Origin of the sequence: Oceanicaulis sp. HTCC2633, from assembly GCF_000152745.1 — a bacterium.
GTDB lineage: Bacteria > Pseudomonadota > Alphaproteobacteria > Caulobacterales > Maricaulaceae > Oceanicaulis.
This window is the reverse complement of record NZ_CH672428.1, coordinates 2,731,677-2,756,658: the sequence shown is the minus strand read 5'-3', so window position 1 is coordinate 2,756,658 and position 24,982 is coordinate 2,731,677. Positions and strand designations below refer to the sequence as shown.

The following is a 24,982-nucleotide window of genomic DNA, read 5'->3' as shown; positions in this document are numbered from 1 at the left end:
CTAGCGGAAAGGCGGCTCGTCAAAGCTGCGAAGCTTGCGCGAATGCAGGGCGTCCGCCCCCTGACGCTTGAGGATTTCCACCGCTTCAATGCCCGCCGCCAGGTGCTCGGACACCGACTTGGCGTAAAAGCGGTTGGCCGCGCCGGGCAGTTTCAGCTCGCCATGAAGCGGCTTGTCGGACACGCACAACAGCGTGCCGTACGGCACCCGCAGGCGGAAGCCGTTCGCGGCGATGGTGGCGCTTTCCATATCCACGGCGATTGAGCGCGACTGGTTGATGCGCCGCGCTTCCTGATTATAGCGCAGCTCCCAGTTCCGGTCGGCATAAGTCACCACCGTGCCGGTCCGCAGACGGCGCTTGAGTTCGCCGGCGTCATCGCCGCTGACGCTTTCAACCGCCTCCTGCAGGGCGACCTGGATCTCCGCGATCGGCGGGATCGGAATCTCCACCGGCAGATCGCGATCGAGCACGCTGTCATAGCGCAGATAGGCGTGCGCCAGCACGTAGTCGCCCAGACGCTGGGAGTGACGCAGGCCGCCGCAATGGCCGATCATCATCCAGCATTCGGGGCGCAGCACCGCGAGATGGTCGGTGATGTTCTTGGCGTTCGACGGACCCACCCCGATATTCACAAGGGTGATGCCACGGCCATCCTTGGCCTTCAGGTGATAGGCCGGCATCTGGAAGCGCCGCCAGGGCGCCGCGCTGATCTCGCCCACCGGATCGTCGGTATTGGCGTCCACATTGACGAAACCCGCAGCCGACAGCGCGACATAATCGGTGCTGTCATCCTTCACCTGCTCCACCGCCCAGTCCACGAACGCATCCACATAGCGATGATAGTTGGTGAACAGGATGAAGGGCTGCACGTCCTCATAGGGCGTGCCCGTATAGTGCCGGATGCGTTGCAGCGAGTAATCGGTGCGCACCGCGTCAAACAGGCTCAGCGGACGGGGGCGTCCGGGGATGGAGGGACGCTCGCCATTGGGCAGGGCGTCATCAATGCCGGCCAGATCGGCATAGGGGAAATGGCGCACGAGCTCGGCGGGCGAGGCGGCGTCCATATCCAGATCGTCCGCGCCGTCCAGCACATAGGAGAACGGAATCTCCTGCACCGACAGACCCGTCTCGATCTTCACCGGATAGGTGTCGGACAGAAGCTCGATCTGCTCCACCAGATAACGGCGGAACTGTTCGGGATGGGTGATCGTCTGCTCATAGACGCCCGCTTCGGAAAACTTGCCGAAAGCCCGGCTGATCGGCGGCACGGCGCCGTCCGGCTGATAGATGATGCGCAAGGCGGGATAGGCGAAAGCGCCGGCGAAGCGATCCGCCTCGGACGGCGGCGGTCCGCCATCGAGATAGATCTTCAACTCGTCGCGCAGCGCCTTGACCGAGGCGTCAAACAACAGGCACAGCCGATCCACCGCTTCAGAGGCGCTGGCGGCGCGTTTGAAAGTCTTCTCGACCGCTTCGTGAGACACGATGTCGGTATCGCCCAAAATCTAGTCCTCGCGTTTGATGAAGGTGACCGTGAACAGCGGTTCGCCGTCAAAGACCGGCTCGGTCCGGCCTTCCTCATCAATCATCTGGAAGGAGGTGGGCTCGATGCGGCCTTCCATGCGATAGCCGCGTTCGGCCATGCGGCCGCGATGGAATTCGAGCGCCGCCGCCGAAAACGTCTTGGCCAGGAAGGTGATGCGATGCGGTTCGTCTGCCATGGCGGCCTCCTTAGAAACTTAGATGCGCGCGGAGCGCGGTCCTTTAAGTCGTACCGCTATCTCCGCGCGCTTCCAAGCCGGGATGACCGTCTGGGGCGAGGCTTTTACTGCGCCGGGCAGCGACCTGCGGTCACACGGGCGACCTCGGCCGGGTCGCCATCGGTCCGGGCCGGCTCCAGGCCCAGCGCGCAGGCGATCATCAGATAGACGTTCACATTCTCGAACGGAGCGACCATTCCCACGCCGTCAAAACGCGGACCGGCGGCCACAAAGGTCGAGCCCATGATCGGATCGAGATTGTCATAGCCGTGATTGCCCGGAATGATCCGGCGCGGCGATTGCTCCAGGCTCGGCGCCACAAGCGACCAGCCCGCATCCCCCACCACCAGCAGGTCCGGACCGCGGGTCGGGTGATCGAGATGATAATGGGCCGGCATCTCATGGGCCTTGTAGGCGACCACATGCGCGTTGCCCGAATTGTTGATGGCCTCGAAGGCCTCGTCGATGGCCGCTTCCTCGCCCTCTTCGGAGAACAGGAAGATATAGGGCTGCGCGCCGGCGCCCCAGCGCCCTTCCATGTGCGGGGAATAGACCCGGTCAAAATCGATCCACTCATCCACCGCCACGATGCGCTCGTCCGACAGCTGGGCCATGCCGTGGTCAGAGACGATGATGATGTCGGTCGTCTCTAGAAGGCCGCGCGCCCGCAGGCCCTCGACCAGCTGGCCCACATAGCCGTCCACTTCGGCGACCGCTTCGGCCACGGCGTCATTCTCCGGCCCATTGCGGTGCGCGACGCTGTCCACACGATCAAAATAGACCGCCGCCAGACCCGGCATGTCTTCAGAGGGCGCGTCGAACCAGGCCAGAACCTCGTCCACGCGTTCCTGATAGGGCTTGTCATGCTCATAAGGCGTCCAGATGGACGGACGCACGCCATCATGCTCGACCTCCGAGCCCAGCCAGAACATGATCGCGCTTTCCACGCCCTGTTTCTCGGCCGTGATCCAGATCGGCTCGCCCTGCCACCAGAACGGGTCCTGGGCCGACATCGGGTTGACGAAACCGGTGCGCGCCTCGCGGTCGTAAGGCGCATTCTCGGTCATGCCGTGGTTCTCGGGATAGAGCCCGGTAGCGATGGAGTAGAAATTCACGAAGGTCTTGGACGGCATGACCGGGATCATGCGCTCGGCGCGTGCGCCGCGCTCGGCCAGCGCCTCGATGTTCGGCGCGTCATAGAGATCGAGAAAGTCGGCGCGGAACCCGTCGAGCCCGATCATCAGCACGCGCTCGGGCTGCTCGCTTGCAGCGACGTCCGGCGCGGACGTCGTGTCAGACACGCTGGCGCAGCTCGCCAGAGCCAGCGCACTGCACGCCGCTATAGTATAGACAAATGACCGAAACATGACGCATCCCCATGCGATGACTGGAAATTTCCAGCCCGCCCTAGCCCATGCGCGAACCGGGGTAAAGTGAACATCGCGAATGAAAACTTTCGCACTGCAACATGGCGCGCTATGGGATCGGCCTCTCTTGAATCCTGGACGATCCGATGACTGATCAAACCCCTCTCGCCAACCGTGTCTGGACTGTTTTGAAATTCGGCGGCACCTCCGTGGCCAAGCCGGAAAACTGGGCTGTTATCGCAAAGCTTGCGAAGGCCCGGCTCAAACAGGACAAACCGGGCGGGAAGGTGCTGATCGTCCATTCCGCGCTGTCGGGCGTGTCCAACCGCCTCGAGGCCCTGCCTGATCAGGCCTTGCTGGGCGATGTCAGCAGCGAGATCGCGGCCATCAAGGCGGTGCATCTGGACTTTGCCGAAGCCGCGCTTCTGGACGGCTCCACCCTGCTGGTCAGCCATTTCGAAACGCTCGACCGTCTCGCCGCCGGCATTGCGCTGGTGCGTGAGGCCAGCCCGCGCGTGCGCGCCGAACTTCTGGCGCTTGGGGAACAGATGGCGAGCGTTCTGGGCATGGAGCGCCTGCGCCAGGAAGGGCTGAGCCCGGTGTTTCTCGATGCGCGCGACGCCTTGCAAGCCGCCTCCAACAGCGAGGATGCGGGCGGGTATCTGTCCAATTCGGTGATCGAGGGCGCGGACGCCCGTCTGCAGATGCGCCTCAAGGACGCCGAGCTGGTGCTGACCCAGGGTTTTATCGCCCGCAATAGCCGCGACGAGACCGTCCTGCTGGGCCGGGGCGGGTCGGACACGTCTGCCGCCTATTTCGCCAACAAGCTCGATGCCGCCAAGCTCGAGATCTGGACTGATGTGCCGGGCCTGTTCAGCGCCGATCCGCGCCTGACCGAGGGCGCCCGGCTCCTGCAGGCGCTGTCCTATGACGAGGCGCAGGAAATCGCGACCATGGGCGGCAAGGTTCTGCATCCGCGCTGCATCGGCCCGGCCCGCCGCGCCAACGTGCCCGTGGAAGTGCGCTCCACCCTGCGCCCCGAACTCGCTGGCACGCTGATCACCGCCAAGCCCGGCGATGACGCGCCGCAGCTCAAGGCCGTGTCGGTGAAATCCGGCGTGCGCATCGTCGCCATGGAAGGCGCGGGCATGTGGCGTCAGGCGGGCTTCCTCGCCGATGTCTTCGCCTGCTTCAAGGAGTGCGGCGTGTCGGTGGACCTCGTCTCCACCTCCGAGACCAACGTCACCGTCAGCCTTGATCCCGATCCCAGCCTTGATCAGGCGCGGCTCGACGCCCTGCGCGCCCGGCTGGAACGCTTCTGCCGGGTCAAGATCATGGACGATGGCGCGGCGGTGTCCCTTGTCGGTTATGGCGTGCGCCGCATCCTGCACAAGCTCGCCCCGGCGCTGGAAATGTTCCAGGACAAGCCGATCCGGCTGGTCAGCCAGGCCGCCAACGACCTCAACTTCACCGTGGTGGTGGACGCCAGCGAAGGCCGCGCCCTCGCTGCGCGCCTGCATGAAGAACTGATCGCGCCCGCCCCGTCCGGCCCCGTGTTCGGACCGAGCTGGGCAGAGCTCAATGAGACCGCGTCGAGCAAGCCGCAGCGCCCCGATCCGTGGTGGGTGACCAAGCGCGACGCGCTCATCAAGATCGCGCCGCAAACCGGCGGACGCTATGTGTATGACCTTGAGACCATCAAGGCGCGCGCCAGCGCTGTCGCGAACATCAAGAGCGTCAATCGCGCCTTCTACGCCATGAAGGCCAACCCGCACCCGGACGTTCTGAAAACCATCTTCGAGGCCGGGCTGGGCTTTGAGTGCGTCTCGCCGGGCGAGCTCATGCGGCTCAAGGACACCTTCCCCGGTCTTGATCCCAAGAAGGTGCTGTTCACCCCCAATTTCGCCGCGCGCCATGAATACGCCGCCGCGATCGAACTGGGGACCAACCTCACCATTGACGGGCTGCACCCGCTCACCGAATGGCCCGAACTCTTCAAGGGCGTCGAGGTCATCCTGCGCATCAACCCGGATCGTCCGCGCGGCCACCACCAGCATGTTCAAACGGCTGGTCCCAAGGCCAAGTTCGGCATTCCGCTTGATCAGCTTGACGCGGCGCGCGACGCCGCGGCCAAGGCCGGCGCCACGGTCATCGGACTGCACGCCCACGCCGGCTCCGGCGTGATCGAGGCGGGTCACTGGCGCGAGATCGGCGCGATCCTCGCCCGCGCCGCCGAGGGCTTTTCCGATATCCGCATCCTCAATGTGGGCGGCGGCCTCGGGGTGCCCGAAAGCGCCGAAGCGCCGGCGCTTGATCTGGCGCTGGTGGACGCCGAGCTCGCCAAGCTCAAACAGGCCCTGCCCGATTACGAGATCTGGATGGAGCCGGGCCGCTATCCGGTGGCGGAATCCGGCGTGCTGCTCTCAGCGGTGACCCAGATCAAGCACGCCTTCGGCACGCGCTTTATCGGTCTTGGCACCGGCATGAACTCGCTGATCCGCCCCGCGCTCTATGGCGCCCGCCATGAGATCGTGAACCTCAGCCGCTATGATGAAGAGGGCACGGGCATGGCGTCCATTGTCGGCCCGATCTGCGAAAGCGCGGACCTTCTGGGCGCGGACCGCCTGATGCCGGAGACAAAGGAAGGCGATGTCATCGCCATCGCCGAAGCCGGCGCCTATGGCGCGGTCATGTCCAGCCGCTACAATCTGCGCGAACCGGCGGATGAAGTGGTGATTTAGCAGTTTAAGGACCACCCCCAACAAAAAAGCCCCGGTCAAATCGACCGGGGCTTTGTCGTTTCAGGGGTGACGCGACCTAGTCGTCGTCATCCTCGTCGTCATCATCATCATAGTCCGCCTCGACCATCGCGGCTGTAGCGCTCCACCCGTAAGCGTGGGTGATGACGTGGTGGAGGGTGTTCTGCTCCATAGTGCCGTCCACCAGATGCGCCCAGGGGCCGACCGCGAAGGCGATGACGTCTTCGCCCGAATGGGTTTCAGCGCCCATCGGCATTGCCGATTGCTGGCGATAGTTCGGATCCATGACGATCTCGTCGGTCAGCGGTTCGGCGTCCTCGCCGCGCGGACGCAGCGGGCCGCCATTCTGATAGCCGAGCGTGGTGTAGGGACGGCCGTCGCCCGCCGGCATGGGCGGCGTCTCGGCGTCGGTCAGGTTCGGCGCCGGCGGACGCACCAGACCCAGGATCGGATTGCCGCGACGCGGATAGCCCGCAATCGTGAAGACATGGCCATGGTCGGCGGTGACGATGATCAGCGTCTCATCGAGATCCACCATGGACTGGGCGGTCTCGATGGCTTCGGCCATGGCAAGCGCGTCATTGAGCGCGCGCGCAGCGTTGGCGCCATGGTGGGCGTGGTCGATCCGGCCGCCCTCCACCAGCAGGTAGAAGCCGTCCTCGTCATTGGACAGGCGGTTGATGGCGAATTCGGTCAGATCAGCGAGCGACGGCTCTTCGTTCGGATCACGGTCGATGGCGTAGCTGAGGTGGGAGTTGTTGAACAGGCCTAGCACCGGCTTGTCGTCATCGGCGTCGAGCGCGTTGAAACCCGCGAGATCGTCCACATAGACGCCGCCTTCGGACACCCATTCCGCCGTGAGGTCGCGATCGCGACGCTGGCCGCCCTGATCCTGGGTGAGGAAGGCCGCGCGACCGCCGCCGAGCGCCACATCAAGGCCGTCACCATACGGGCCCGTCCGGGTGCCGATCAGCTGGGCGGCGATATCGGTGCAGCCCGCCGCGACGGCGTAGTCGGGCAGCGCTGCATCGCTTTCCCAACCCCGGTCGGTAACGTGGGCATAGGTGGTGGCCGGGGTGGCGTGCGTCAGGCGCGCGGACGACACGATGCCGGTGGACAGTCCGTGCTCTTCGGCCATCTCCACCAGCGTTTGCGGCACCGGGCCGCCTTCGCAGGGTTCAAGAATGTCGCGCGCATAGACCGAGATCGCGCCCGAATGGGTCTTCACCCCGGTATGGATGGCCGAGGCGGTGGCGGCGCTGTCAGGCACCTGCGCGTTTTCCGAATAGGTCTTGATCAGCGCCGTGTGGCCCCATTGCTCGAACGGGAGATAGTTCTCCTCCCCGCTCATGCCCTGGTTCTGACCGTCGAGGATGCGGCTGGCGACGATGGTCCCCAGGCTCATGCCGTCGCCGACAAAGACGATGACATTGCGCGCGCGGCCTTCGCGGTGCGGTCGGTTCAGGCGCGCCAGGATCTCGTCCTGAGAGCGGGATCGCCATTCCGCGCCAGGCCCCTCGAACTCGGCCGGCTGGGCGATGGTCGGGGCCGGAGCCTCGCTGCGACCGGACCAGTCCAGATCAGACTGAACGGAGACGTTCTGGCAGGCGCACAGCGCGAGCGCGCTGGCGGAAAACAGGGCGGCGCGGAAGATCATGATGGATCCCTTCTCTGACACTGGCGTTGGTTTAGCGCGGCTTTGTGACGGATCAAAGCATCCCTCCTGCCAATCATGCGTTATAGAACAAGTACGCCGCCTTCATCGGAGACCACCGCCTTGAAAACCTTGTCCCTTGTGCTGAACGCCCATTCCGGAACCACGCGCGAGCTGGGCAGGGAAAAAGTGCTGGAAGCGGTGCACGGGTCCGCGGACTGGGCGAAGGTGATCGTGCATGACTGCTCGGAAACCTTCAAAGAGCGCGTCAGCAAGGCCTGCGCCGAACCCTCCGACTATATCGCCGTGGCGGGCGGGGACGGCACGGCGGCGGCGGTGCTGAACGAGCTGGTGCGGACGAATTGCCGCACGCCGGTCATTCCCCTGCCGCTGGGCACCGCAAACCTTCTGCCCAAGCGGCTGTATGGCGCCCGGTCCATCGAGACGATCCTGCGCGAGGCGCCGGAATATCCCGTTGAGCCGCTGCACGCAGGCGAGGTGGACGGGCATCTGTTCTTCTGCGCGCTCATGGCCGGTTTCCCGGTCCGCTTCGGACAGGCGCGCGAAGCCCTGAGACCGGATGGCGAGGGCCGTCAGCCCGGACGCGCCCTGACCTATCTGCGTAAGGCCATGCAGGCGTTTGGACAGACCCGCATGCGCCTGAAGGTGGATGAGGACGAGACGATGAAACTGCGCCGCGCAAACGCGCTGATGACCCTTCCGGGCGGGGCGGCGGCCATGATCCATGGCGCCCGCCCCGGGGAAGAGGTGCTCGAGCATGTGTTCACCCATACCGAAGACCTCTCCGACGCCCTGGGCGCGCTGACCGGCTTTCTGGGGGAGATGCTGAACATGGGCGAGCTCAATCCGCTCCGCTCGCAGGAGTGCGCCGTGCTCGACGGGCCCTCGAAGATCACCGTGATGCTGGATGGGGAGGTGTTGACCCTGAAGACCCCGATACGCATCTCCTTGAGACCCAACGCCGCCCTGTTCGCAGCCCCGGAGCCTGACGCATGACGCGACTGGCGCAAATCTCGGACCTTCATTTCGGCGCGGAATCCCCTGGCCTGCCCGAGGCCCTGCTGGAGACGCTCAACGCTCTCGCGCCTGACGCCGTCATCGCCTCGGGCGATTTCACCCAGTATGGCCGCCGGCGCGAGTTTGACGCCGCGCGCGACTTCTTCAGCGCCATCAACGCGCCGGTCATCGCGGCGCCGGGCAATCACGACACCCCCTATCTCAACCTCGCCGCCCGCGTGGCCGCGCCCTGGGCGCGCTTCGAGAAACGGCTGGGCAAGGGCGTCACACCCAGCTGGCGCTCCCCCACGGCGGCGGTGGAATCCTATCTGACCGCACGCGGGCTGCAGGCCCAGCTCGACTGGTCTCTGGGCCGGGCCAATCCCCGCCACGCCGCCCGGATCGCCCAGAGCCTGAATGATTTCAGAGGGCTCAAGGTCGTCGCCGCGCACCACCCGCTGATGGCGCCAGGCGGGTTGAAAGGCCGGGCCAAGACCCGCGGCGGCCGCGAGGCGGCGGATATCTTCGTGCAGGCGGGCCTGGACCTTGTGGTGACCGGCCATCTGCACCAGGTCTTCGCCCTGCCCCAGCGCCGGCCCGATGGCGGGTCATGCTGGTTTGTCGGCGCGGGCACGGCGCTGTCACATCGCACGCGCGGCGAGCCGCCCAGCTTCAACCTGTTTGATCACACCCTCGAAGGGCTCAGCCTGACGGTGTTCGCGGCCGAGGTCGGTGAGAACCGCTTCACGCCGCAGAAGACACAGGCCCTGCACCGCTAGGACCGGCTGCCGCCCAACAAAAAGCCCGGCGCGATGCGCCGGGCTTTCCGTTTGCGAGCAATCGCCCTGTTACCAGATGCGCACGCGCTGTTCCGGCGGCAGGTACAGATCGTCTTCCTCGGTCACGCCGAAGGCGTCGTACCAGGCGTCCAGGTTCCGGACCACGCCGTTGATGCGGTACTGCGCCGGGCTGTGCGGATCGCCCAGCAGCTGGGCGCGCAGCGCATCCTCTGTGATCAGGTTGCGCCACACCTGGGCCCAGCCCAGGAAGAAGCGCTGGTCACCGGTCATGCCGTCGATCACCGGAGCTTCGCCGCCATAGACTTCGTCCACATACTGACGCCAGGCGGTGTAGGCCATTTGCAGGCCGCCCAGATCGCCGATGTTCTCGCCCATGGTCAGACGACCGCTGACGCACTGGCCCTCCACCGGGCAGAACGCTTCGTACTGAGCGCCCAGCTCGCCGGCGCGCTCTTCAAAGCGGACATTGGTCTCTTCGGTCCACCAGTCGCGCAGACGGCCTTCGGCGTCATAGCGACGGCCGTTATCGTCAAAGCCGTGGCCGATCTCGTGACCGATCACGCCGCCAATGCCGCCGAAATTGACCGCCATGTCGGCGTTGGGGTCAAAGAAGGGCGCCTGCAGGATGCCGGCCGGGAAGGTGATCTGGTTGGCCAGCGGGGAGTAGGACGCATTGACGATTTGCGGCGGCCAGCCCCATTCACGAGTGTCGACCGGGCTGTTGAGATCCTCGATCTGCTCGGCCCAGTTGAACTCGGCCATGCGGGTGCGGTTGCCGAAATAGTCGTCGGCGGAAATTTCCAGGCCCTCATAGGAATCCCAGATTTCCGGATAGCCGATGCGCGCTTCAAAGCCGGCCAGCTTGGTCAGCGCTTCGGCGCGGGTCTCGTCGTCCATCCACTCAAGATTCTCAAGACGCGATTCAAAGGCCGTGGTCAGACGCGCGACCAGGTCTTCCATCTGGGTCTTGGAGCTCGGCGGGAAGTGACGCTCCACATAGATCTGGCCCACGGCATGGCCCAGGGCGCCGCCCACCAGGTTGACCGCACGACGGTCACGCGGGCGCTGCTCGGTCTGACCACGCAGGGTGCGGCCGAAGAAGTCGAAATTGGCGTCCTCGAACTCGGTCGGCAGCCAGCCGGCGCGGTCGGAGATGAAGTTGAACGCCATCCAGTCCTTGATGGTCTCAAGGTCGGTGTCTTCCAGAATGGCGGAGGTCTGGGCGATGGCGGTGGGCTGAACCACGATCAGCTCGTCCACGTTCAGGCCCAGATTGGCCATGCCTTCGGGGAAGTTCAGCGCCGGCGCCAGCTCGTCGAGCTCGGCCACGGACATCACGTTGTAGGTCAGGGTGACGTCGCGGCTGTCTTCACGGGTCCAGTGCGCGTCCGCGATGCGGGTTTCGAACGCCAGGATCGCTTCGGCTTTCTCCTGACCGCCTTCAATGCCGGACAGTTCGAAAATGCGCGCAATATAGGCGACATAGGCGTCGCGGTATTGCTGGAAGCGCTCGCCTTCATCGAGGTAGTAGTCACGATTGCCCATGCCCAGGCCGCCCTGGAACAGGCGCAGCGCGTTCACGGACGGATCGGCCGGGTCGGCCCAGACGGCGAAGCCATAGGGCGACTGATGATGCACGCTGGCGAACAGGGCCGTGGCGTCATCCAGGCTCTCGACGGCGTTGATTTCGGCCAGGTACGGCTCAAGCGGCGCCGTGCCGGCTTCGCTGATCGCCGCTTCATTCATGTAGCTGGCATAGAGATCGCCCACGAGCTGGTTGTTCGAACCGGCTTCGGCGTCGGCTTCGCCGGCTTCAAAGATGATCGCCTGAACGTCTTCCTCGGCTTCTTCGGACAGCACGGTGAACATGCCGAAGCGCGATCGGTCGCCCGGCAGCTCGGTGCCGTCGATCCAGCCGCCATTGGCGTACTGGTTGAAATCGTCGCCCGGATCGACATCGGTGTTCATGCCGGCGACGTCAAAGCCGAACTCGCCATAGACCGGCGCGCCCGATTGCGCGGTCTCGGTCTGGGCGGCGGTCTCGGTTTGCGCCGAGGTGTTGCTCTCGGGCGCGTCGGTCGGTCCGCACGCGGCCAGGCTGAGCACGGCCAGCGCCGAGCACGACATCAGAATCTGTTTCATAGGGTTCCCCTTAGCATTCACAAACGACACCCGCCCGGAGTGCGAGATGATGTCATAAATGTGGCGCACCCTCACGCCCGCCAAGATGGATGGCAAGTGAAAATGCGGACAGACAAGGCTAAACCCATGAAAAAGCCCGGCGCCTGAGCGCCGGGCTTGAACGCTTTCGATCGAGGTTGGTCTACCAGATCGAAACGCGTTGTTCAGGCGGCAGGTAGAGATCGTCGCTCTCATCCACGCCGAAGGCGGCGTACCAGGCGTCGATATTGCGCACCACGCCGTTCACCCGATATTCGGACGGGCTGTGCGGGTCGGTCCGCAGACGGCTGATGAGGTTGTCCTCGCGATACAGGCGACGCCAGACCTGGGCCCAGCCGAGGAAGAAGCGCTGATCGCCGGTGAAGCCGTCAATGACCGGAGCCTCGCCGCCATAGTGCGCGTCGACATAATCGCGCCAGGCCGAATACGCCATTTCCATGCCGCCCAGATCGCCGATATTCTCACCCAGGGTGAAGCGACCGTTCACGGTGTGGCCTTCCAACGGCTCGTACTGGTCGTACTGGGCGACCAGCGCGTCAGAGCGCTCCAGGAAACGCTCATTGGTCTCTTCAGTCCACCAGTCACGGATGCGGCCCTGAGCGTCAAAGCGACGACCCTGGTCGTCAAAGCCGTGGCCGATCTCGTGGCCGATCACAGCTCCGATGCCGCCAAAGTTGACCGCCATGTCGGCGTTCGGGTCAAAGAACGGCGCCTGCAGGATGCCGGCCGGGAAGGTGATCTGGTTCAGCAGCGGGTTATAGCTGGCGTTCACGATCTGCGGCGGCCAGTCCCATTCGCGGCGATCCACCGGACCCGCGAGGTCTTCCAGCTGCTCGGCCCAGGCGAACTCGGCCATGCGCATGCGGTTGCCGAAATAGTCATCCGCCCGGATCTCGAGACCCTCATAGGTGTCCCAGACTTCGGGATAACCGATGCGCGGCTCGAAGGTGGAGAGCTTCTCCAGCGCCTGGGCGCGGGTTTCGTCATCCATCCAGCTGAGATTTTCCAGACGTTCGCGGAAGGCGGACTGAAGCCCGGCCACCAGCTCTTCCATCTGGGTCTTGGACTCAGGCGGGAAGTGACGGTCCACATAGATCTGGCCAATGGCGTGACCGAGCGCGCCGCCGATCAGGTCCACGCCGCGTTTCTCACGCTCGCGTTGCTCTTCCACGCCGTTAAGGGTGCGCGAGAAGAAGTCAAAGCTCGCCTGGTCGAAGTCATCGCCCAGCCAGCTGGCGCGGTCGGACAGGAAGTGGAAGGTCAGATAGGCCTTCAGCGTGTCGAGATCGGTTTGAGAGAAGATCTCGCCGGCGTCCGCGATGGCGCTCGGAGTGGCGACCATGAAGCTTTCCTGACCGCCAAGGCCGAAAGCCTCGAGATTGGCGCGGAAATCGAACTCGGGCGCCAGCTCGACCACTTCGTCGAGCGACAGCACATTGTAGATCTCGGTGATCTCGCGGGTGCGCTCCTGGCTCCAGTGAACCTCGGCCAGCGCGGTTTCCAGCGCCATGATGGCCTGGGCCTTGTCGGCGCCGCCTTCAATGCCGGCCAGGTCAAAGATGCGCTCGATATAGGCGACATAGGCGGTGCGATAACGCTCGGACGCCTCGTCTTCTTCAAGGTAATAGTCGCGATCGGGCAGGCCCAGACCGCCCTGGCCCATATAGAGGGTGTAGCGGGAGGTATCGGCCGGATCCGGGATCACGCCCACGCCCCAGGGCGAGGCGTAATGCACGGTCGCGAACAGGGAGGCGACATCCTCCCAGCTCGACGCAGCGTTGATCCGGTCAAGATAGGGCTGGGCCGGCGCCAGACCGGCGGCGTTGATGGCGTCCGCGTCCATCCAGGACTTGAACAGATCGCCCACCAGCTGGGTGTTGGAGCCGTCCGGCGCATCAACCGCGGCGGCTTCATCAATGATCTCGCGGACATGGTCTTCCGCCTCGATGGCGAGCTTGGTGAACATGCCGTAATTGGAGCGGTCGGACGGGATCTCGGTGCGCTCAAGCCAGGCCTGGTTGGCGAACTGGAAGAAGTCATCGCCCGGATCGAGCTCGGCGTTCATGCCGGTGACGTCAAAACCGAAATCACCCAGAACCGGCGCATCTTGCGCAAAGGCGGGCGCTGCGGCGGCGAGCGCGATGAACGCAACGCCAGACAACAGGTTTTTCATGCGTTTTCCCCTTGGTAATCGTGTCATTGCAGGCGCCGAAAAAGCGGGCGCTGAAGTTAGGTCCTGCGGCGCGAAGCGTGTGAGGCGTCGCCCGCGCCGCAGGATCGTGAGGGTTATTCGGCCGGAGCCGTTCCCTCATCCGGATGGCCGACATCAACCCCGTCCGGGCCCGAGTCATGGCCGATATAGCTCTCGCCGACGCGCGGCTGCTTCTCGCCCGTCCACAGCCCCTTGAAGAAGCGGCCGATATCCGCGCCGATCGCATACAGCGCCGGCACCATCAGCAGCGTCAGGAACAGGGCGAAGATCACCGCAAAGCCCAGAGAGATCACCATCGGCTTCAGGAACTGGGCCGCGGTGGAGCGCTCGGCGATCATCGGCAGGATGCCGATAAAGGTGGTGACCGTGGTCAGAAGGATCGGGCGGAAGCGCTGCACGCCCGCATCCACCAGCGCCTGCATGGCCCCGACGCCGCGTTCACGCAGACGGTTCACGAAGTCCACCAGCACCAGGTTGTCGTTGATCACGATCCCGGCGGCGGCCCCGATGCCGAACATGGAGAACAGCGCGAAGGGCTCGCCCAGGATCATGTGGCCGAAGACCGCGCCGGCATAGGCGAAGGGAATGGCCGTCATGATCATCAGAGGCTGGGCGTAGGAGCGGAACGCCACGGCCAGCAGCACATACATCATGACCACCATCATCAGCTGCAGCCGGATGACCTCGGACAGGAATTCCGCCTCGCCTTCGGCTTCGCCGATGGCGCCGGTGGAGATGCCCGGATACCGCTCGCGCCATTGCGGGAAGAACTCTTCCTCCAGCTCCTGGCGGATGTTGGCGGCGGCGTCATTGTCGGTCAGCTCGGCGCTCACCGTGACGGTGCGCTGACGCTCCCGACGGCGGATCTGGTTGATCCCCGGCGCGAACTCGGCGTCGACCACCGCCGCAAGCGGCACTTCGCGGCCGTCATTGGTGCGGATGCGCAGATTGTTGACCGCATCCAAGCTGTTCCGGGCCTCCCGGGGATAGCGGACCATCACCCGGACATCCTCGCCATCGCGCGGCAGGCGCTGGACTTCATAGCCATAGAAGGCCTGGCCCACCTGACGGGTCACGTCCGCCAGCGTCAGGCCCAGGGCCTGGGCGTCCGGACGCAGGGTCAGGCGCAGCTCGTCGGCGGAGGACTGCAGATTGTCCACGATGTCATAGGTGGTCTCGAACGTCGCCAGATGCTGGCGCAGTTCGGCCGCCGCCGCCCGCAACACATCCAGATCGGGATGGTTGATGGCGAACTGGATGGCCGGGCCACTGTCATTGAGGGTGGCCTCGAAACGGATTTCCTCCGCATCCGGCACCGGCCCCAGGGCGTCGCGCAGGCGTTGCGCCACCTCGGCGGTGGGCGTGCGGCCCGGACGGTTCTCCGGCGGCGCGATATTGATCCAGGCCCGGACCGAACCGTCGGTCGCCAGCGTGGAGCGCGAGCGGATCATGTCGTCCTCGCCCGGGAACTCCTCGCGATAGGCCTGCTGGACTTCCAGCTCGGCTTCATCCAGACGCGAGCGGATATCGTCGGTCCGCGACCAGGGGGTGCCCTCGGCCAGCTGGATGTTCACCCGGATCAGGTCGCTCTCGATCTCCGGCATGAAGGCGGACTTCACATAGCCGTTCGCCTGCAGGGCGATGGCCAGGCCGAACACCCCGATGAAGAACATCAAGGTGGCGTAGCGCAGGCGGATCGCCGTCGCCAGAACCGGCGCGTAGATATGGTGCGCGAAGGCGATCAGGCTGTCAGCGATCATCGCCTGGAACTTGATGAACGGGCCAAAGAAGCCGTTCGTGTTCTGCGGTTTGATGTGCGCCAGGTGCGCAGGCAGGATGAACAGCGCTTCCACCAGCGAGAAGGCCAGAGCCGCGATGATGACCAGAGAGATCTGACGCGTGAACTGCACTTCGGGCCCGGTCAGCATCATCCAGGGCGCGAACGCCATCATGGTGGTGATGACCGCGAAGACGACCGGCTTGGCCACCATCTGGGTGCCCACGACCGCCGCCGTCAGCCCCTGCTCGCCGCGCTCGACGCGGGCGTGAATGTTCTCGCCCACGATGATGGCGTCATCCACCACCACCCCGATCACGATCAGGAAGGCGAACAGCGACAGGAAGTTCAGGGTGATGCCCAGCATGGGCAGGATCAGGAAGGCGCCGGCGAAGGCGGTGGCGATGCCCACCGTCACCCACAGCGCCACGATCGGACGCAGGAACAGCACCAGCACGCCCAGCACCAGCGCCAGACCCAGAAGGGCCGAGCTGCCGATGACGGTCAGCTGCGAGTTGAACTGGTCCGCGCCGTCCCACCACACCGACAATTGCAGGGTGGAGGGCAGTTCGGCGTTCTTGCGCTCGAGATACTCCTTCATGGCGTTGGACACATCGATGATGTCCGAGCTGCCGGTGGAGCGGATCGCGATGATCACCATCTGCTCGCCATCAAAGGTGGCGTTCAGATTGGCGTCCACGAGACCGTCGATCACGGTGGCGACATCGCCCACGCGCACCACGCCGCCATCAGAGGTCTGGCGCACGATGATGTTCTCGAATTCGTAAGCGGTGTCCGCCAGCTCGCGCGAGGCGATGCGGACATCCCCGAGATCGGTGCGGACCGAACCGGCGGAGGTGTTGATCGAGGAGTTGGCGATGGCCTGGGCGATCTCGGCGAAGCTGACGCCATAGCGGCGCATGTCTTCCTCGGAGACCTCGATGGCGACTTCCTCGCCCAGCGTGCCCATCACCTCGACCAGCGAGGCGCCGGGAATGGTGGAGGAGATCTCGTTCCGGATCTCGCGCGCCACCCGTTGCAGGTCGCGGCGCTCCACCTGGCCGTGCAGGGCGAAGCCGGCGATCTGGTCAGAGTTCTGCCAGCGCTGGACCTGCGGACGATAGGCTTCGCGCGGCATGTTGTTGATGGAGTCCACGCGCAGCTTGATCTCGTCGATGAAGGCTGACGCTTCCTGGGACGGCAGGCCGGACACATAGACCGAACCTGAGCCTTCGCGGGCGACGGCCTCAAGCTCGTCCACGCCGTCCAGATCGCTCAGCGCCTCTTCGATGCGGACAATGATCTGCTCCTCGATCTCCTGGGGCGACGCGCCCGGCCAGGCGACCGAGATCGACGCGCCCGGGAACACGGCGCCGGGATTGTTCTCCCGTTGCATGGAGAAGTAGCCGACCACGCCGCCGATCAGGGCGATCAGCATCAAGAGGTTGGCGGCGACGGAGTTCTTGGCCCACCAGGCCAGCAACCCCTTGTGCTTGTCGTGTTCAGGATTGTGAACCATGTCCGTTCTCCCCGATCCTGACTAGTTGGCGCGCGAGGCGGTCGTGGTCTCCTGGACCAGCGCTTCGCTCTCGGCGTCATTATCATTGGCGGCGTCGGCTTCCGGTTCGGGATCGAGCGGATCGCCATTGGCGTCCATCGCCCGCACCAGCATGCCTTCGGCGGCGCCGCGCAGCGGCGAGGTGACAACGCGATCGCCCGGTTCCAGACCGGCGGTCAGAACCACGCGCTCGGCGCTGGTGTCCACCACATTGACCTGACGGATCGACAGGGTGCCGTCGAGTTCGGCCACATAGACCTCGTTCGAGCCGCGCAGGGCGCTGCGGGGCAGCACGATGGCGTTCTCAAGCTCGCGACCGTCAATGTTGGCGGCGACGAACAGACCCACGGCCAGCGGGGCGCCCGCCTCTTCAGCAGCCGCGCCATAGGGGTCCTCGACCTCGATGATGGCGCTCATGGTGCGGGTTTGCGGGTTGATGGCGCTGTCGGTGCGCACAAGGCGACCTTCCCAATGACGCTCCTGACCGGCGACGCTGGCGCTCAGATGCGCGGGGCGGCCCGGATTGGCGTCACTGGACTGGAAGGCCAGCGGCAGGTTCAGGATCGCGAGCTCGGCATTGGTCAGCGGCAGACGGACCTGAACGCGATTGGTCGCGAAGACACGTCCCAGACGGGTGCCGGGGCCGACATACTGACCGAGATCGGCCGACTTGGCGCGAACGCGGCCGTCAAACGGCGCGGAAATGCGCGTGCGGCTCAGATTGAGACGGGCTTCGTCCAGGCTGGCCTGGGCCGAGGCCAGCTGGGCGCGCGCTTCCGCCATCTGCGGTTCGCGCAGGGTCAGCGCGCTGGCTTCGCCATCGCCCAGCGATTCCCATTCTTCTCGCGCCAGCTCGGATTCGGCCTGCTCGCGCACCAGCGCCTGACGGCTCTGGGCGACCAGCGCTTCGGCGCGCGTGACCGCCAGGCGATAATCGGCGTCCTCGAGACGCACCAGCACTTCGCCCGCTTCAAAGAAGCCGCCATCGACGAAGTTCGGGTTCACATAGGTGATCCGACCCGACACCTGGGCGGTGAGATCGATCTCGGTCAGCGGGGTGACCTCGCCCTGTGTGGTGACAGACAGCTGCACCGGGCTCAGAGCGGCTTCGGTGACGAAGACCGCAGACGGACGCGCGACGATCTCGGCGCGCTCGGGCTTGGGCGCCGCCGCAGCCAGCACGACATAGACGACGATGAACGCAAAGAGCACCGCAACCGGCAGCCCTATAATCAACAAACGACCCAAAAACTTGCTCATGACCAACCTCTTTTGTCCCCTGACCGGTTTTACCGGTCTTATGATGTCCTAGTTCTCGATATTGGATGCAGTGACGCCGCCGCCGGCGCTGAAATCGCCAGCTATGGCCAGATGCAGCGCGATGCGGTTGTCCACCCGCTCATTGCGCGCTGATATCAGGGCCGACTGCGCCGAGATCTGACGCGTCTGGGCGTCGATCAGCTCGAAGATTGTCGACAGGCCCGACGCATACTGACGCTGCACGAGAGCCAGCGCTTCGCGGGCTTCATCCGAAGCGACCGTCAACGCATCGACCCGTTCGGCAAGACGACGATCCGCCTCGATCGCATCTTCGGCTTCACGCAGCGCCGTCAGGGCCGTGCTCACCAGATTGGCGGACAATTGTTCCGCCTGGGCCTCGGCCCGGTCGCGCTCGGCGCGCAGGCGTCCGCCCTGGAAGATCGGAGCCGAGATCGACCCGACAACGGTCTTCACCAGATCGTCAAAATCCAGCGCATCGGCGATGTCCGCGCCGCCATCGGCCAGGCTGGCGCGCAGGCCAAGCCCCGGATAGAGCGCCTTCTGAGCCGCGGACGCCGAATAGCCGGCGGCGGCGAGGCGCGCTTGCGCAGCGACCACATCCGGACGACGCGCCAGAAGCGTTTCAGGCCGCCCCGGATTGGGCAGTGCGCCCAGCGCTGGCAGTTCGGCGCCAGCGGCGATCGAGGCGGACGGATACCGACCCAGCGTCACTTCAAGCACCCGCGCCGCATTCGCTTGCGCCCGCAGACGCGAGGCCAGCGTGGCTTCGGAAGAGGCCAGGGCCGAACGCGCCGTACGCACATCCGAGGAGCGGACCACGCCGCGCTGGAAACGTCGTTCGACGATTTCAAGCTGATTGGTCCGGGCCTCCACATCGGCCTGGGCCAGCTCAGCCTGCTGGCTGGCGGCGATCAGGGCATACCAGGACCGCGCCACGGAGGCGGCGATCGACAGGCGCGCGCCATACCAGTCGGCGCGTGCGGCTTCCGCCGTCAGGGCGCCAGAGCGCGCCTGGTCACCCAAACGCCCCCAGACATCCGCCTGCCAGTTGACTTCAAGACCGGTGCTGAAGCCGGTATTGCCCGGCTCCTGGTCGGTATAGCCCACAGAGCCGTCCAGCGTTGGAAGACGGGCTGCGCCCGCAGACCGGGCGCCGGCGCGGGCCGCATCATAGCTTGCAAGAGCCGACGCAACCGTCGGATTGGCGTCCAGCGCCTCGGCGACCAGCACCTGAAGCACCGGATCCTCGAACGCCGCGATCCAGTCGGACGGCGAGGCGTCCAGCTCGGCCGGCGCCGCAGAGAACGTCTCCGGCGCCAGGACAAGATCGCTGGCGCCCGGCGTGACGACGCTGGCGCAGGCGCTCAACAGCAAGGGCGCAAAAAACGGTGAAATACGCAAAAGGGACACGGGCCCTCCCCCCGGGAAAATTACAAAACCTGAACTGCACCCTATTTGGGCGCTCTCGAAAGCCAATCAAAACTTATCGAAAAACGACAAAAGTTTCTCGAATTACAAAAAATTTATACAGGCATTCTTCCCGGGCCTCCGAACAAATCCGCAAAACAACAAGGGTTTCCGAGGTGTCACATTCCCATGCTACGAGAAGGTATGACTGAAGATCGTAACACCCCTGCGAAACGCATGACCGGGGACCGGCCGCGTCGCCGTGATATTGCCCTGACGGCCTCGATCGGCGTGGTCGTGATGCTGGTTCTGGCTGTGGCCGGCGAGCTCTCCGGCGGCGCGTTCCTGGGCGGGGCAGCCGCCTTCATCGCGCTGGCTTTTGTCTATTATCTCACCGCCTTGACCACTGCAGAGCCCAATCCGCGCCCGCTGGCGGTGAACGCGCCGCGAGACCTGGAGGCCGAGGCGAGCGTCACCATGCTGGAGCGCCTGCCCATTCCGGTGCTGCTGATCGGCGCAGGCGGACGAATCGAACGCGCCAATCCAGCCGCGCGCACTTTCCTGGGGCTGGGGACCGAACGCGGCCTCCTGTCCACGGTTCTGCGCCAGCCGCGCGTTCTGGAGGCGGTCAGCGCCGCGCTGCGCGGGGATCGCGGCGCGACGGTCGAATATTCAACCCTGGCGCCGCTGGAGAGCCATGTGCGCGCCTATGTGGAGCCAATCCGCCTCTCAGCGCCCGGCCCCATGCCGTTTCGCGCCATGCTGGTTCTGGCGGACGACACCAATTCCAAGCGCGCCGAGCGGATGCGGGCGGACTTCCTCGCCAACGCCAGCCACGAGCTGCGCACGCCCCTCGCCTCGCTGGCGGGTTTCATCGAGACCCTGTCCGGTCCCGCCCGGGATGACGAAGAGGCGCGCGACCGCTTCCTCGAGATCATGACGGTGCAGACCGAGCGCATGCGCCGTCTGATCAATGACCTGCTGTCTCTCAGCCGGGTCGAGATGAACGAGCACATGCCGCCCACGGGATCGGTGGATCTCGACAATCTCACCGCCGATGTGTCCGAAGCCCTGGCGCCTGTGGCCGCGAGCCGGAATATCAGTGTCGAGATCGATGAAGCAGGAACCGAGGGCGGCGCGCAGGTGCGCGGCGACCGCGACCAGCTCTATGAAGTCATCGAAAACCTGGTCCAGAACGCCATCAAGTATTCTCCGGACGGCTCGCAGGTGAAGGTCAGCGTGCGATACGGGATCTCCCGGGACGCCGCCGAACATCTGGGCGCCCGGATCGACCCTGATTCCGGACGCCTGACCCTGACCGCGCCTGCCCTCGACCCCGAGGCGAAGTTCGGCGTTGTGCGCGTGCAGGATCAGGGCGGCGGGATCGAGCGGCGTTATCTGCCGCGTCTGGCGGAACGCTTCTTCCGGGTGGACGGACAAAAGAGCGGCCCCACCTCCGGCACCGGTCTGGGCCTCGCCATCGTCAAGCACATCGTCAATCGTCACCGGGGCGGCTTCACGGTGGAGAGCGCGCCCGGAACCGGCTCGGTTTTTACAGTCTTCTTCCCGGTCGCTGCGGCGATGAAAACCCTTGAAACGCCTGAGCTCAGGGATCAATCGGACTCGGTGGCGCAGTGAGGGACGCGCGGCGTCACATAACTGTCACCAAACTTACATATTGGATTGATCGTTCCTGACCATGGTCCGCCGCTGATCAAGCTTTGGGGAGTTTTGCGCCCGGCGCAGAGTTCAGCTCCCTGACCAGGTGGTTTCATGCAGTCCTCGCTTTTCGCTGTCCTCGCCCTACTGGTGCTGACAGCGGTCGGATTTCTGATCGGTCGGCGCCGCGCTGTCGCGGCGGCCAATGGTCGTGCGTCCTGGCTGCACTCCCTGCCCAATTATTACGGGTATTATCTGGCGCTCTGGACCGGCCTGCCGGCCTTCATCCTGCTGGCCCTGTACGGCCTGTTCGGCGCCAGCCTCGTCAACACGCTGGCCCTGGGCGAGCTCGAGCGTGAGGCGGCGCCGCTGATCCGGGAATACGAGGCGCAGCTGGCGCGGGATCCCGAGTACCAGGCGCTGGCTGAGGAGACGCTTCAGATCGAGGCGGAAGCCCTGTCCGCCCGGAACGAGATGTTCCGCGCGGAACGCGAAGGCGGCGACGCCGAGCGCTATCTGCGCGCGCTCGGAACCCTGACCGCCCAGCGCAATGAAATCGCCGCTGAACGCCAGGCGCGTCGCGATCGCGTCGCCGTCTCTGTGGCGGCCCGTGCGCCGCACACTGTCCCCGGGGTCCGCGCCCGGGCCGGTTTCGAATACTGGCGCGCGCCCAGCGAACGGCGCGAGCTGTTCATTTCGGACGCCCGCGCGCTCGCCTTCAATGAAGGGCTCGCCAGCCGCAACACCGAGGAAATCCGCGCGGCCGCCCTGGCCCTGCGCCCCTGGGAAGACCTGTTCCGCTGGAGCGCGGCAGGCGTCGCCCTCGCCCTCGCGGTCGGCGGCCTCGCCTTCGCCCGCACCCGCATTCGCGCCGGGTTCAGGGCGCGCGACCGGGTGGAGGGCGTGATCGGGCTGGCCCTGATGATGACCTCGGCCATCGCCATCCTCACCACGCTGGGGATCGTGTTCTCGCTCCTGTTTGAATCGATCCGCTTCTTCGCCTCGATCGACTGGCGCATTCATGAATTCCTGTTCGGGCTGCACTGGAGCCCGCAAATCGCCATTCGCGCCGACCAGGTGGGCCAGTCCGGCGCCTTCGGCGCGGTGCCCCTGTTCGCCGGCACGGCCCTGATCACCCTGATCGCCATGCTGGTGGCTGCGCCCATCGGCCTGATGGCGGCGATCTATCTGTCTGAGTACGCGAGCCCGCGCCTGCGCGCCTGGGCCAAGCCGGCGCTCGAGATTCTCGCGGGCGTGCCCACTGTGGTCTACGGTTTCTTCGCGCTTCTGACCGTGGGGCCCTTCCTGCGTCAGGTCGCGATGATGCTGGGCTATGAGGATGCGGTGACCCAATCCGCCCTGTCGGCGGGCCTGGTCATGGGCGTGATGATCATCCCCTTCGTCTCCTCGCTGTCCGACGATGTGATCAACGCCGTGCCCCAGGCCCTGCGCGATGGCAGCTACGCCATGGGCGCGACCAAGTCCGAGACCGTACGGCATGTGGTCTTCCCGGCCGCCCTGCCGGGCATTGTCGGCGCGCTGCTGCTGGCGGTCTCGCGCGCCGTGGGCGAGACCATGATCGTGGTCATGGCTGCCGGTCAGGGCGCCAACCTGACCGCCAACCCGCTGGAATCGGTGACCACCATCACCGTGCAGATCGTCATGCTGCTGACCGGCGACCAGGAATTCGACAGCCCGAAAACCCTCTCCGCCTTCGCGCTGGGTCTCGTGCTCTTCATCATGACCCTCATCCTGAACATCATCGCCTTGCGCGTGGTGCAACGCTTCCGGGAACGCTATGAGTAACGCGCCGACCATACGCGACGCGGTTCAGGCGCGCCTGGCCAAGCGGCATCGCGCCGAACAGCGATTCCAGTTCTATGGACTGGCGGCGATCAGCGCGGCCGTGCTGTTCCTCGCCGTCCTGCTCGGCTCGCTGATCATACAGTCGGTCCCCGCCTTCACTGCGCACAAGCTGGTGCTGGATGTCGACATCCGCCCCGAGATCGCGGATCCGCGGGGCGACGCCAGCGAAGCCTCCCTGCGGCGCGGCTCGTACAATACGCTGATCCAGAACAGCCTCTGGGCCCAGTTCCCCGAAGCCGGCTCCGTCAGCGAAATGCGCGAACTCTTCGGCCTGTACAGCGCCGTGAACGCCGCACGCCTGCTCAATGAGGTCGTGAACAATCCCGACGTTCTGGGTGAGACCATCCGGTTCACCCTGCCCATCTCCGATGATGCGGACCTCTATCTGAAAGGTCTCACCACCGAAGAGGAATTCCTGCCTGGCGCCGCCCCGCTCAGCCTCGCCCCGGCGGCTGATGGCGGGGTCATCCTTCGCTCCCGGACGGGTGCGCCCGTTTTCGATGGCTTTCTGGACCTTGTGCAGGCGCGCCTGGACGCCGCCCTCGCGCAGGCGCGGCGCCGGGCCGAACAGACCGCCGCCCAGGCCGCCGAAGAACTCGATACGGACACCCGCAACAGCCTGGAGGCGGAGGCCCAGCGCGCCCGCGATCTGGTCCGGGCGCTTGAGATGGCGCGCTCGGACACGGCGCCGGTGCAGCTGAATTCCCAGACGGCCTCCCTCATGCTGCGCGCCCAGGGCGGGGTTCTGCGCATTTCCCAATTGCAACAGGACGGCCGCAGCGCTCAGGGCGACTGGCTCATCGGCCCCGATCACGCCTCGGACAGCGCAGAGACCTGGTCGCTCTGGGTGATCGAGACCCCGTCCATCGCCCGACGGATCACCGACCGCCAGATCGTCTGGGCGCGCACGCTCAAGGAGCGCGGCCTGATCCGCAACGGCCTGAACACGACGCTGTTCACCAATGCCGACAGCCGCGAGCCGGAACTGGCGGGCGTTGCGGGCGCCCTTGCCGGGTCGATCCTGACCATGATCGTCACCATGCTGCTGGCCGTGCCGATCGGGGTCGGCGCCGCGATCTATCTGGAAGAATTCGCGCCCAAGAACCGGCTGACCGATTTCATCGAGGTCAATATCAACAACCTCGCCGCCGTCCCCTCGATCGTCTTTGGCCTGCTCGGGCTTGCGGTCTTTATCAACCTGTTCGGCATGCCGCGTTCGGCGCCCCTGGTCGGCGGCATGGTTCTGGCGCTGATGACCCTGCCCACTGTGATCATTTCCGCTCGCGCCGCGCTCAAGGCCGTGCCACCCTCTATCCGGGAGGCTGCGCTCGGCGTCGGCGCCTCGCGCACCCAGGCGGTCTTCCACCACGTGCTGCCGCTGGCCATGCCCGGCATCCTGACCGGCTCCATCATTGGTCTGGCGCAAGCCCTGGGCGAGACGGCCCCGCTTTTGATGATCGGCATGGTCGCCTTCATCGCCGACCCGCCCACGCTGGGCCTGTCGGGCTTCACCGAACCGGCCACCGTGATGCCGGTTCAGATTTACATTTGGTCTTCAAGCGCAGAGCGCGCCTTCGAAGCGCGCACCGCCGCAGCGATCCTGGCGCTGTTGACGCTGCTCGTCAGCTTCAACGCCGTCGCCATCTATCTGCGGCGCCGCTTCGAACGGAGATGGTAGGTAGA

General features: G+C 65.4%; 15 protein-coding genes. 6 read left to right on the top strand and 9 right to left on the bottom strand.

All coding sequences use genetic code 11. The annotated features are described in order from the left end of the window. From OA2633_RS12930 to OA2633_RS12920, 3 genes are all read right to left on the bottom strand, one after another. A complete protein-coding gene (locus OA2633_RS12930; RefSeq protein WP_009803013.1) occupies positions 1-1,503 on the bottom strand; it encodes an AMP nucleosidase in 1,503 nt (500 codons plus the stop codon). Positions 1,504-1,506: 3 nt separating this feature from the next. Then, entirely contained in the window at positions 1,507-1,722 is a 216-nt protein-coding gene (locus tag OA2633_RS12925) for a hypothetical protein (protein WP_009803012.1), read from the bottom strand. A gap of 104 nt (positions 1,723-1,826) precedes the next feature. Beyond that, entirely contained in the window at positions 1,827-3,128 is a 1,302-nt protein-coding gene (locus OA2633_RS12920; RefSeq protein ID WP_009803011.1) for an ectonucleotide pyrophosphatase/phosphodiesterase, read from the bottom strand. A 146-nt stretch (positions 3,129-3,274) separates the two neighbouring features. On the opposite strand from OA2633_RS12920, the gene OA2633_RS12915 reads away from it, so the two are divergent. Continuing rightward, positions 3,275-5,869, top strand: a complete 2,595-nt coding sequence (locus OA2633_RS12915; protein ID WP_009803010.1) for a bifunctional aspartate kinase/diaminopimelate decarboxylase — start codon at positions 3,275-3,277, stop codon at positions 5,867-5,869. Positions 5,870-5,945: 76 nt separating this feature from the next. On the opposite strand, the gene OA2633_RS12910 is transcribed toward OA2633_RS12915, so the two are convergent. Further along, positions 5,946-7,544, bottom strand: coding sequence for an alkaline phosphatase (locus OA2633_RS12910; RefSeq protein WP_009803009.1), 1,599 nt, complete (start codon positions 7,542-7,544; stop codon positions 5,946-5,948). A gap of 120 nt (positions 7,545-7,664) precedes the next feature. Here OA2633_RS12910 and OA2633_RS12905 point away from each other — a divergent pair, with 120 nt between their 5' ends. Continuing rightward, positions 7,665-8,558 carry a diacylglycerol kinase family protein gene (locus tag OA2633_RS12905; RefSeq protein ID WP_009803008.1) on the top strand — a complete coding sequence of 298 codons (894 nt, stop codon included), beginning with the start codon at positions 7,665-7,667 and terminating at the stop codon, positions 8,556-8,558. Continuing rightward, positions 8,555-9,337: a metallophosphoesterase gene (locus OA2633_RS12900; RefSeq protein WP_009803007.1), complete on the top strand. Its 783-nt coding sequence runs from the start codon at positions 8,555-8,557 to the stop codon at positions 9,335-9,337. The genes OA2633_RS12905 and OA2633_RS12900 overlap by 4 nt, the downstream gene beginning before the upstream one ends. A 69-nt stretch (positions 9,338-9,406) precedes the next feature. On the opposite strand, the gene OA2633_RS12895 is transcribed toward OA2633_RS12900, so the two are convergent. From OA2633_RS12895 to OA2633_RS12875, 5 genes are all read right to left on the bottom strand, one after another. Continuing rightward, the gene (locus tag OA2633_RS12895) at positions 9,407-11,500 is read right to left on the bottom strand and encodes a M13 family metallopeptidase (protein ID WP_009803006.1); all 2,094 of its coding nucleotides are present in this window, start codon (positions 11,498-11,500) and stop codon (positions 9,407-9,409) included. Between the two features lie 181 nt (positions 11,501-11,681). Beyond that, positions 11,682-13,712: a M13 family metallopeptidase gene (locus tag OA2633_RS12890; RefSeq protein WP_009803005.1), complete on the bottom strand. Its 2,031-nt coding sequence runs from the start codon at positions 13,710-13,712 to the stop codon at positions 11,682-11,684. Positions 13,713-13,825: 113 nt separating this feature from the next. Continuing rightward, entirely contained in the window at positions 13,826-17,047 is a 3,222-nt protein-coding gene (locus OA2633_RS12885; RefSeq protein ID WP_009803004.1) for an efflux RND transporter permease subunit, read from the bottom strand. A 21-nt stretch (positions 17,048-17,068) separates the two neighbouring features. Then, entirely contained in the window at positions 17,069-18,346 is a 1,278-nt protein-coding gene (locus tag OA2633_RS12880; RefSeq protein WP_009803003.1) for an efflux RND transporter periplasmic adaptor subunit, read from the bottom strand. A gap of 48 nt (positions 18,347-18,394) precedes the next feature. After that, on the bottom strand, positions 18,395-19,777 hold the full coding sequence (locus tag OA2633_RS12875) for an efflux transporter outer membrane subunit (RefSeq protein WP_162010996.1): 1,383 nt from the start codon (positions 19,775-19,777) through the stop codon (positions 18,395-18,397). 201 nt (positions 19,778-19,978) lie between these two features. Between OA2633_RS12875 and OA2633_RS12870 the strand changes: the two genes are divergently transcribed. The 3 genes from OA2633_RS12870 to pstA all read left to right on the top strand — a co-directional run bounded on the left by OA2633_RS12870 (position 19,979) and on the right by pstA (position 24,977). Next, complete coding sequence (locus tag OA2633_RS12870) at positions 19,979-21,412, top strand: cell wall metabolism sensor histidine kinase WalK (RefSeq protein ID WP_241760712.1); 1,434 nt, start codon at positions 19,979-19,981, stop codon at positions 21,410-21,412. Positions 21,413-21,547: 135 nt separating this feature from the next. After that, entirely contained in the window at positions 21,548-23,239 is a 1,692-nt protein-coding gene (gene pstC / locus OA2633_RS12865) for a phosphate ABC transporter permease subunit PstC (protein WP_009803000.1), read from the top strand. Further along, positions 23,232-24,977 carry a phosphate ABC transporter permease PstA gene (pstA, locus tag OA2633_RS12860; RefSeq protein ID WP_009802999.1) on the top strand — a complete coding sequence of 582 codons (1,746 nt, stop codon included), beginning with the start codon at positions 23,232-23,234 and terminating at the stop codon, positions 24,975-24,977. Before pstC ends, pstA begins: the two co-directional genes overlap by 8 nt. The last annotated feature ends 5 nt before the right edge of the window (positions 24,978-24,982 follow it).